Raw genomic sequence first — 9,013 nt, 5'->3', positions numbered from 1 at the left:
ATTAAAGTCAATTACCGTACCATTGGGCGGAACTGCATCGTAAGGGATTATGCCAGGGGAGGTAAGGTCTTCATCGCGTTGGTACCAGCTTGCGCTCACCTTGCTTTGCCAGATGTTGTTAACTTGCGCTATCCAATTTAATGCAGCGCTTTGGTCTTTATATTCGCTGATATCCAAATCGCGCCCAACAGCAAACTCCGGTCCACCACTTTGTTCAGGGAAGCTGGTGCGTTCACCGTCAAAATAACGGTAGCTGAAATTCAGTGCGTGGATATCCTGTTGCCAATTTAAACGGCTGGTAAATTCGGTATTTTTTGCGGTACTGCCTTCAACTGGCTCACCTGCATCTTTGCCTTGCAAGCTAAATGCGTAACCGAGTTTGTTGATACTGCCGCTGGTGGATACACCGACGCTGCTGTAATCATCGCTGCCAAGGCTGGCATTTAATGTGGTGGATTTTTTTCCAGGTGTTTGGGTGATGATATGAATCACACCAGCGAGGGCATCTGAACCGTATACCGCTGATTGTGCGCCGCGAATAATTTCAATGCGCTCGATAGATTCAATATTAATTCCGTTTAAATCAAATGCACCGCCGCGGGTATTGGTGGGATCATTGAGTTGCACACCGTCGAGTAATACTAATGTGTGGTTTGCTTCAGCGCCGCGCAATGCGATTGAGGTAATACCGCCGGGGCCACCTTGTTCTTCCACCCAGAGGCTGGGCACTTGGCGCAATGCATCAATCAAACTGTGGTTGCTGAGTTGCAGCAAATCTTCTTTATTAAGAACCGAAACAGAAGAGGATAATTGTTCATTAGTCACCGGGCTATAGCTGCCGGTGACAATAAGTTCTTCGGTGGCGGAAAGTGCAGGTAATGTAATGGTGGCGATAAACAGCGGAGCTAATCGAAACTTTTTCATCTAAAACCTTAAGTTCTGTGTTTGATAGTTTGGTTTTTGGCTGGAAGACAAATGGACTCCGTCATTCACTCTGAGACTCGCCGTGAATACATCCCTGTAGGCTCGGGCACAGCATCCATGCTGCGCACGGTCTCAGAGCAAATGCCGGAATCCATTTTCATCGCTCTTGGGTAATTTATCTGCTTAATTTTTTGTAGCAGGAAACTTATATAAGGTGTAATACGCATTCATTTTTTCCGGTGCGTTGCCAGTGAACAGCGTTTTGGTTTTCAGTTGGGCATGATAAACCCGCGCGGTTTGTTGCGGGTGAATTTTTGCTTGCGCCAGTGATGCCAAATCAATCCGAATAGTTTTGCGGTCATTGCTCAGCGTAACTGACTTGATTGCATCTTGCTGCAAACCTAATTCGTCTGAACCGTAATCCGGTGCATCGCGATACACCCAAGATTCAATTGCCAGCAAAGATTTCAATTGTTCAGCGTCGATGTTGGCTGCAACCGCTTGCGTCAGTTCGATGGCAAAACCACTGGACGTTGCAAGCATTTGGGTAATCGCTGGAGCGATGGTTTTTCCATCCCACACAATACGCTGCAAGCTCGCGACGTGGCCACCTTTTGCCTGCCAGCCACGGCCAGTTTGGCCGAGCAGTAAACTGCCGTCTTTCAAAAAAAGTGGGCGCATTACGCCGGATTCCAATCCATCAATAAATGGCATCACACTACCTTGTTCAACTCCATCAACTGTTTGAAACGCGATGCGCAACAAATTCGATTGGGTTTGGTCTCCCATTAACATTTGGCCTGCAAACGCGCCGAATTTTCCTTTAGTGGTATCCCACGCAGGATTGCCCGGTGAGTTGGCAACACGGTTATGCGGCAACAAAATAATCGCGTTAGTACGTTTGTTTTGTACTTTATCCCAGGCAATGTCGGGCGAGTCAGGTGTCATGCCCGGCAAATCAACGAGGCCTGATGGGTGACCGTAAAATTTATCTTTTTCAATCACAAAAATTTTCGAGGTGCCCATATATTCTCCCTGATTATCGGAATACCAGAGGCGATTATCAGGGCCAGTTCCCAAACCGGCAGGGCTGCGCAAACCATTCGCCCAGAGTGCGAATTTTCCGTTGGGTTCAACGCGAATATTCCAGCCGGACAAACCACCTTGTGTGCCCATGTATTTACCACCGGCTTTATACGTGGAGCCGTCGCCACCATCGGCGAGGTTGATGCTGATGTAGTAAGCACCATCGCCACCGCGCACAGGGCCGTGCATGTAAGAGTGATAATTGCCGTGATAGGAGTGGGCATCGAATAAGGTTTCATAGCTGTCGGCAATGCCGTCACCGTTGGTGTCGCTAATGCGCGTGAGTTCGGCTTTTTGTCCGGCGATAACGGTGAGGCCTTTTTTGTCTTCGACTAATACCCCAAGGCTGTCAAAAGTACCTTCGGCAAATAAATGCCATTGGCCTTTCACCATGCGCCAGATTCCCGCAGTGCGCGTAGCAACCACCGTGGTGTTGTCTTGCGTTAGCGATAAACCCAGGGCTTCAAATAATTGTTCGCGACCAAAATTATCTTTGGGCGGATAATAACTTTCAATGCTGTAGCCCGCCGGTAAATCTGCTTTGGCTTCGGTGATTTTTATCGGTTGTTTACGGTAATCCAATCCCGATTTTTTTGCATGCCAGACGTTGGCCGCAACTTGCATTTTTGCAGTGAGCGTCGCGGTTTTGCTGCCCGCTGGTAAAGTCCATTGGCCGTTGCTGATTTCACCTTTACTCACCGCTGCGTTTTGCAGAAGTTGTGTATTGAGTGAAAATTGTTGGGTCGTTTTGATGTCGCCGCTCAAGGTGATTTTTACATCGCCATTGGCAGCAATTACCGTTTGGACTTTCAGGGTGTTTTTGCCGACGCGATAATCAAATGTCGGCAATTCATTTTTTTGTTTGGAGTTGCGCGTATAACCTAAAAATTGCGCATCCATAGCTGCAACGCGTGCGAGATGATCTTCTTTGCTGTTGAGCGATGCCTTGATGGTTTCTACATCGCCGAATTTTGCCTCTTTAAACGAGAAGTCGATTATCTTGCCTTGCGCATTTAAGGGTGCGAATAAAAACTCCTGATTGCCAAAATTAATTTCGCGGCTCTCAAACCCCATCTTTAAACCTTTGCCGCCGCGATTGGTGAATTCGCCGGTCATATCCAAAAAGCCGCCTTGCCAAATTTTGGTAATAGCAAGCAGGCGCGGATCAAAGGAGTAGTTAACACCCCAAGGTGAACCCACGTGAATTGCGCGGCCGGAAACGCCGGTTAGTGGGCCGCGCTGGATGCGCACTTCATCGTCAACCAATAATTGCAAGCGATCAGCAATCGGGTCGTATTCTTCTGCACCGGTTTGTGCGAGCAATTTAATTGTCGGGCCCTGATCGCGCAGATCATTTAGTGTGGCGAGGTAATCGCCAATAGCGTTGATCTGTAAGTCGCTTAATACTTGTGCGGAAAATGACGGCATAATGGGCAGGAACGCTTCGCCTTTTTTAGCCCCGCTTTCAGCAATAGCTAATTGATCGGTCGCGGCGCGGATACTGCGGTGCAGATACTGGCGATCCGCTTTGATCGTAAATCTATGGCCTTCACCGCCTTCCACAATTTCGCGGTCGCGCGGTTCGCGTTTAAACAAACCGTAGAGGTTTGGTCCGGTGCTTACGCCGGAATCGTTTTTAATCACGGAGTGGCAAGCGTTGCAGCCGACAGATTCGAAGGTTTCTTTTCCGAGCGCAACAAAATCGACCAGCTCTTTTTCGTTGGTCACTACACCGGAATTTTTCGGCATGGTAATCAATGAAAAATCTGCTGGCGCAATGGTGAAATTGCGCAATGCGAGCTGGCCTTTTTTCACCAGAAAGCTGGTTTGGCCAGCAGGATTCTCCCAGCCGATGTTGGCGTTTTCGCTCATGCCTGTGCGTATATCATTCACCGACACAGTTTCACCATTGATGCGTACTTTTACAATCAATGCGGAATCTACTTTCGCACTGGCTTCGTTATAGCGCGGCGCGCGGAAGGTGACGTACAACTTTTGCCACTCGTTGTTGACGTTCTTGAGGTCTATTGCGTAACGGCCTTGCACGTAGAGTTTTGCATCGCTACCTTCGGGAACCAGAAATTCTGTTTCTAATACTGAGTCGCCGATATGTTCATTCGTATTCAAATGCTCGCTGCTACCCTTGGCACTCAGCACGAGAATATTGCCGTCTTTAGCGGGGGTCACTTGTAATTTATTGCCGACTGCACTCACGTTGCTGGCGTTAATCCAAGCGCTGTTCGCTTTGAAATAATCGGCGGGGTTTTGTGCATAAAGCGGCATGCTGCAGATGATGAGTGAACCCAGCAGTGCTGTTTTGGAACCCAGTGTGATGTGTTTCAGGAGAGACATAATCTATACCTGTGATCTAATTAAAAAAGCGCCGCAGTGAATCACTGCGGCGCAAACAGACGACAGTTAGAGCAATAAGTAACTGTCAGCGGATAGAGCGGGAAATTAGAGTTTGCGCACCCAAATATTGCGGAAGTTCATCGCGTTGCCATGATCTTGCAAGCGAATCGGGGCGCAACCGTGGGCTTTGTAGACAGGTTTGCCAATCCATTCGGTGGCGCCCTGGATTTCGAAATGGTTTTGTACCAACACACCGTTGTGCAGCACAGTCACATAACCGGGTGATGTGAGTTTTTGTGCGCTATCAAATTTGGGCGCTGTAAAAATAATATCGTAGGTTTGCCATTCGCCTGGCGCGCGCGCTGCATTCACCAGTGGAATGGATTGCTTGTAAATCGAACCGGCCTGGCCATTGGGATAAGTTTTGTTGTTGAAGGAATCCAACACCTGTACTTCGTAGCGCTCTTGCAAAAACACGCCGCTATTGTTGCGCCCCTGGCCTTCCAATAATTTGCCGTTGTCATCGGTAATTAACGTTGGGGCTTTCCATTCGACGTGCAGTTGCACATCGCAAAATGATTCTTTGGTTTTGATATCGCCGGTCTTGGGTACGACAACCATGGCGCCATCAACAATTTTCCACTTGGCTTCGCCACCTTCAGCGCCTTGCCATTGGCTCAGGTTTTTGCCATCAAATAATACCGTCGCGTCAGAGGGAATGCCCGATGCAGGAACGCTGATAACGGCGGGAACAGGTTCCCATACCTCGGTTTCCTCGGCGAGTTGCCAGGGTTCTTTTTTCTCAGTGGCAGCAGCACAGGTAGCTGAGAAGATAAATGCGGTGCTGATAATTCCGATAGCGGGGAGTAATCCTCGCTGTAAAAAATGCTTATTCATGGAGTGCGACCCTGGAGTTTTTTGTGGTGGTGTTTTTGTGTTGATTGTTATGGTTGTATTTTTGAATTTAGTTATAGCGGTTAAATGCAAACTGGGCGAATGCTTTTACACAGCTTGATAAATTTATCTGATAAATGGAGAGTTTGTTAACACAGCTTTACAGAGTGGGATTGGCGCTGTAAAAGCGCCGTAAATAGGAGGGAAATACGAGTAAATGAAATTACTTTTGCGCCCAGCGTTGGCTATTTGCACAATTTAGAAATTGCGATTTAGCTAACCACTGCTGATCCGGGTAGTAGGAAAACAAAAACTGCTCACCTTTGATGGTATCAATCACCTTGCGCGCTACGCCTCTGCGCACTGCAGGGCAGCCATGGCTGCGGCCGAGGTGGCCCAATTTTTTAGCGAGTTTTAAATCCACATAATCGGCGCCGTGAAACACAATCGCGCGCTCCATCGCCTTGTCATTAAAACCGTCTTCCAAACCTTCCATCCGCAGCGAATAACCGTTGGCGCCAACGTAGGTTTCTTTGGTGCGGAATAGCCCCAAACTGGTTTGGCGGCTACCGTAGGTATTGGAAAAGTTGCGTGCAAAATTTTTGCCGGTGTTCATGCCGTGGGCGACCAGCTCCTGGAACAGGAGTTTGCCGGTGACCAGGTCAAACACCCAAAGGCGCGGTTTGGTGGAGACCAGCGAGTAATCAATCACTGTCAGGTTGCGGGCGGGTGACATGCCTTGGGTGAGTGCACAATCAAGCGCCGACAATGCCAATCCAATTACTTTGGGGTTTGCGGCGGGCGCGGCGCGGCTGAGTGTGTTGAGTAGTGCAAGGGGAGGCTGGTTTTTGCTGAAGGGGGCGTAGCTAAAAGGGTTTGCAGGGCGATCTTCTGCCGCAGCGGCATTTAGCGTGAATAGTAGGCTGAAGCAGGCCGAAAAAAGCAGGCCCTTAAGGATCGTGTACAACATGGATAGCCCCGAACACTCTGGGTAATTGAAGTTGTAGCGGCCTTGCTATGGAAATTTATGGTTTTACCAGTTAATACTGGCGCTGCTGGAATGCTAGCATCCAGATAGGAATGCGGCAAATAACAAAAGTTCAAAAAATAGACCATATTGTGCGTTCTCGTTCTAATTTTAGGGAATAAACCCTGGTTGTCTTAAGCGCGCAGGAGCGCTCGTTTATGTTGGTAATAGGTTTATGGGTGCACTGGTGGAGGCTGTGTTGTGCTCCGTTGAAAGGATTGTCGCTGTTGTTAATAGGCTGTTGTGCCGTTAACTCCTTAGCCGAGGGGAGTAATCCAACCACGACTGAATTGGGCAAAATGCTCAGCTCCTCCACCCTGATCGCCCGCGAAATCGAAGTGCAGATGGTGGAGTTGCAGTTGGGTGTTGTAGAGGGGCGGCAGTCGCTCGACGCCCATCATTTGACCGAAGCGGTAATCGGCTTTTACGAGCAGCGCCAATATCGCCCAATATGGGATCAAGCCGGGCGCTTGGAGCAGTTGATCAGCGCGCTGGAATCACTGGAGGCGGATGGCCTTACGCCCGAGGACTACCAGGTTGAGCAGCTGCGCCATGCTTTGCCTTTGTTGGGCGACAATTCCCCCGAGGCAATTCCCCTGCGCGTTGCCGATGAGCTGCGCGCGACCAATGCCTATCTGCGTGCGCTCTACCATCTTTATAACGGCAAGGTCGATCCTGCCGGCCTCGACCCGCAATGGAATTTTGAATTGCAGGATATGGCTCCGGTAGCCGATGGCGCGCGCGTAGCCGATAGTATTGAGACCGGGCAAATTGCCCAGCTGTTCGAGCAAACCCGGCCACAGCATCCGATCTATCGCAGCTTCAAGGCGGGTTTACAGCAGTATCGCCAACTGGCGCTCTTGGGTGGTTGGCCGTCTTTGCCCGTGGGGGCGACGATCAAACCCTGCGCTGTTGATCCTCAGGTTGCGGTATTGCGCCAGCGGTTGCGGGTGACGGGCGAGTATATCGATCCGGTATTACCGGATGCGGGAGTCAATCAGTCGCCTGCCCAGGTCTGCTTAATTGCCAATGCCAAGGCAGCTAGTTCGGCCGCGAGTGTGGTGACCAGCTCTGTTGCTGGCGAGATGTCGCCCACTGTGCGCAGCTCGGGGCAATCCAGTTCTGCAGATTCAGTGTTTACCGAGGCAGCGGTTTTTAGCAGCGACACTTCAACACAATCCTCCAGCACAGCGTCAGTCAATCCCGATGAAGTGTTCGATGAATATCTGGTGGAGGCGGTTAAAAAATTTCAGCGCGAGCAATATTTGGAGGTGGATGGCGCTATAGGCCCGGCTACACGTGCGGCACTCAATGTGTCGGTGCAATCGCGTATCGACCAGATCCGCGTCAACCTCGACCGTGCGCGCTGGCTGCTGCACAACATCCCGCCGGAAATGCTGCTGGTTGATATTGCCGGGTTTAAGATCACCTATTTCAAAGCCAGTCAGCCGATTTGGCGCTCGCGCGTGCAAGTGGGCATGGCCTACCGCACCACCCCGATTTTTAAATCGGAAGTGAACTACATCACCCTCAACCCGACCTGGACGGTGCCGCCCACGATTCTGCGCAAAGATGTATTGCCCAAGGTACGCAAGGACATCAACTACCTGCGCGAACACAATATTCGCGTGCTGGATAGCAGCGGCAAACAGCTCGATCCAGCCGCTATTGATTGGTACAAGCCGGGCAATGTCACCCTGCGTCAGGATGCCGGCGAGGATGCGGCGCTCGGCAAAGCGGTGATTCGCTTCCCCAATTCATACGCTGTTTATTTACACGATACGCCGCACCAGAAATTGTTTAACAAAAGCCAGCGTGCGTTTAGCTCCGGTTGTATCCGCGTGGAGCGCGCATTGGAGTTGGTAGAGTTGCTGCTGGCTGAAACACCCTCATGGGATTCAGCGGCGATCAACAAAGCACTGGCAACGGGTAAAACCCGCAACGTTACCTTGGCCAAACGTGTGCCCATACTGCTCGCTTATTGGACGGTAGATGCCATCAGCGAAACCCAAATTGCCTTCAAGCCGGATATTTACGCGCGCGATGCCAAGGTGCTCGCCGCCTTGAATAAGCGCAGTTAGCGTGAAAAATAAGCGAAAAAGGTAGATTTTGGTGACTTATTGAGTGATCGCGGCATGCAAATTTGTATTTATGTCAAGTCGCGACTAGCGTTAATAGGAATTTAGACCATAAGCCGAATTGTTTTTTGAATAACCGGCTTGTAAGAAAAGTCCCATGCGTAATAGCTCACCAAGGATCAACACCAAATGGCCACCAAAAAGACCTCGCGCACGACTGAGACACTGGAACAGGATGATCTGATTACGCTGGATTCGCCTCCAGATGCGGAGGTCATTAACCTGCTCACACCAGCGCCTAGCAATGGTTATATGTATTTCACCGAGCGGGACTTGAATAAGATCCTGTTCAACCTGGATACCCTGCGCTCCAGCGTCTACCCCCATCTTGCCAATGTTCAGGATGCGGAAGATTTCAAGCAGCCGCAATTTCCCTCGGTGTGCCTCATTGGCCTAGGTCGCTGCGGTTCCAATATCGCTCTCGATGTTGCCTCGCTGGTGTATAACGCGCGCAATTTTTACCTCAACGAATTTAATAGCGAAGAAAAAGAAACCCGCGAACAAGATAAACCCATGCGCTGGATAAAGCGCAGTTTGCATTTAAAAGGTGGCCACCAACTTAAGCCGGTGTTTTTAATCGAGCCATTGGTGA

General features: G+C 50.0%; 6 protein-coding genes and 1 pseudogene. 3 read left to right on the top strand and 4 right to left on the bottom strand.

Annotated features, from left to right (window positions below; genetic code table 11):
• The coding region (locus ACWA6V_RS12115) for a TonB-dependent receptor (protein ID WP_449522730.1) at nt 1-924 on the bottom strand (924 nt) is incomplete at its 3' end.
• A gap of 51 nt (nt 925-975) precedes the next feature.
• Here ACWA6V_RS12115 and ACWA6V_RS12110 point away from each other — a divergent pair.
• Nucleotides 976-1,098 (top strand): hypothetical protein, encoded by a 123-nt coding sequence (locus ACWA6V_RS12110; RefSeq protein WP_449522729.1) that lies wholly within the window; start codon nt 976-978, stop codon nt 1,096-1,098.
• Nucleotides 1,099-1,107: 9 nt separating this feature from the next.
• Here the strand turns inward: ACWA6V_RS12110 and ACWA6V_RS12105 are convergent, their stop codons facing one another.
• From ACWA6V_RS12105 to ACWA6V_RS12095, 3 genes are all read right to left on the bottom strand, one after another.
• Entirely contained in the window at nt 1,108-4,362 is a 3,255-nt protein-coding gene (locus ACWA6V_RS12105; RefSeq protein ID WP_449522728.1) for a hypothetical protein, read from the bottom strand.
• Between the two features lie 105 nt (nt 4,363-4,467).
• Entirely contained in the window at nt 4,468-5,259 is a 792-nt protein-coding gene (locus tag ACWA6V_RS12100; protein WP_449522727.1) for a 3-keto-disaccharide hydrolase, read from the bottom strand.
• 220 nt (nt 5,260-5,479) lie between these two features.
• Entirely contained in the window at nt 5,480-6,226 is a 747-nt protein-coding gene (locus ACWA6V_RS12095; protein ID WP_449522726.1) for a murein L,D-transpeptidase catalytic domain family protein, read from the bottom strand.
• Between the two features lie 215 nt (nt 6,227-6,441).
• Between ACWA6V_RS12095 and ACWA6V_RS12090 the strand changes: the two genes are divergently transcribed.
• Nucleotides 6,442-8,364, top strand: coding sequence for a L,D-transpeptidase family protein (locus ACWA6V_RS12090; protein ID WP_449522725.1), 1,923 nt, complete (start codon nt 6,442-6,444; stop codon nt 8,362-8,364).
• A gap of 186 nt (nt 8,365-8,550) precedes the next feature.
• Nucleotides 8,551-9,013 (top strand): annotated as a pseudogene (locus tag ACWA6V_RS12085) (hypothetical protein); the annotation flags it as partial.

The organism is Cellvibrio sp., from assembly GCF_053579595.1.
The sequence above is the reverse complement of the archived record's forward strand: the minus strand, read 5'-3'. Positions and strand labels throughout refer to the sequence as shown.